Source organism: Serratia grimesii (assembly GCF_900186025.1).
Classification (GTDB): Bacteria; Pseudomonadota; Gammaproteobacteria; order Enterobacterales; family Enterobacteriaceae; genus Serratia; species Serratia grimesii.
Window position 1 is genome coordinate 4,272,153 of sequence record NZ_LT883155.1, and the last position, 2,041, is coordinate 4,274,193.

General features: G+C 61.1%; 1 pseudogene. It reads right to left on the minus strand.

From position 1 onward, the window contains the following. Window positions 1–66: 66 nt before the first annotated feature. Window positions 67–2,041: pseudogene (gene tkt / locus SGBXF1_RS20055) on the minus strand (transketolase); the annotation flags it as partial.

Here is a 2,041-nt window from a genome sequence, read left to right on the forward strand (position 1 = left end):
CCCGGCAATTTGCCGGGCTTTCGTCATCATGTTCAGGGCGCAGTATGCGGCGCCCCTGCTTACGGCTTATTTCAGCAGTGCCTGCGCCTTGGCCACCACGTTTTCCACGGTGAAACCAAACTCTTTGAACAGCTGTTCTGCCGGGGCAGACTCACCAAAGGTGGTCATGCCCACGATAGCCCCGTTCAGGCCCACGTATTTGTACCAGTAGTCCGCAATACCCGCTTCTACCGCCACACGGGCAGTCACTGCCGCCGGCAGCACGGATTCACGGTAGGCCGCATCCTGCTTGTCGAACGCGTCGGTAGACGGCATGGAGACCACGCGCACCTTGGTGCCCGCTGCCGTCAGCTGGTCTGCCGCTTCCACGGTGATACCCACTTCCGAACCGGTGGCAATCAGGATGACGTCCGGTGTACCGGCACAGTCCTTCAGCACATAACCGCCGCGATACACGTTGGCCAGTTGCTCCGCGGTACGCGTTTGCTGAGTCAGGTTCTGACGGGAGAAAATCAGTGTGGTCGGGCCGTCCTTGCGCTCGATACCGTACTGCCATGCCACCGCCGATTCCACCTGGTCACACGGACGCCAGGTGCTCATGTTCGGGGTCACGCGCAGGCTGGCCATTTGTTCAACCGGCTGGTGCGTCGGACCGTCTTCGCCCAGACCGATGGAGTCATGGGTGTACACGAACACGTTGCGGATTTTCATCAGCGCCGCCATACGCACCGCATTACGGGCGTATTCCACGAACATCAGGAAGGTCGCCGAGTACGGCAGGAAGCCGCCGTGCAGCGCGATACCGTTGGTGATGGCGGTCATGCCGAACTCGCGCACGCCGTAGTGGATGTAGTTACCCGCCAGGTCTTCGTTGAGTGGCTTGGAGCCGGACCACATGGTCAGGTTGCTTGGCGCCAGGTCAGCGGAGCCGCCGAGGAATTCAGGCAACACCTTGCCGAAGGTTTCCAGCGCGTTCTGCGACGCCTTGCGGCTCGCGATGTTGGCCGGGTTAGCCTGCAGCTTTTCAACAAAGGCTTTGGCGTCGGCTTTCCAGTTGGCCGGCAGNTCACCGTTCATACGGCGTTTGAACTCGGCAGCCAGCTCAGGGAAGGCCTTGGCGTAGGCAGCGAAACGGTCGTTCCAGGCCGCTTCTTTGGCCTTGCCGGCTTCTTTGGCGTCCCACTGGGCATAAATGTCCTGCGGGATTTCGAAGGCGGCGTATTTCCAGCCCAGCGCTTCGCGGGTGGCAGCCACTTCGGCGGCGCCCAGTGCCGCACCGTGCACGTCGTGGGTACCGGCCTTGTTCGGTGAACCAAAACCAATCACGGTTTTGCACATCAGCAGGGACGGCTTGTCGGTGACCTTACGGGCTTCTTCAATGGCGGCCTTGATGGCATCCGGGTTGTGACCGTCAACGTGACGCACCACGTGCCAGCCGTAGGCTTCAAAACGCTCTGCGGTGTTGTCGGTGAACCAGCCTTCCACGTGACCGTCGATGGAGATGCCGTTGTCATCGTAGAACGCGGTCAGTTTGCCAAGCTTGAGGGTACCGGCCAGCGAACAGACTTCGTGGGAGATGCCTTCCATCATGCAGCCATCGCCCATAAAGGCGTAGGTGTGGTGGTCGACGATGTCATGGCCAGGACGGTTGAACTGCGCAGCCCAGGGTACGTTCGGCAATGGCGAAACCAACGGCGTTGGCGATGCCCTGGCCCAGTGGGCCGGTGGTGGTTTCGACGCCTGGGGTGTAGCCGTATTCCGGGTGACCCGGAGTTTTGGAGTGCAACTGGCGGAAGTTTTCCAGCTCGCTCATCGGCAGGTCGTAGCCGGTGAGGTGCAACAGGCTGTAAATCAGCATGGAGCCATGGCCGTTGGAGAGGACGAAGCGGTCACGGTCAGCCCAGTGCGGGTTGGTCGGGTTGTGGTTCAGGTAGTCACGCCACAGGACTTCGGCGATGTCCGCCATGCCCATAGGTGCACCCGGGTGGCCGGAATTTGCTTTTTGTACGGCGTCCATGCTGAGTGCGCGGATGGCGTTGGC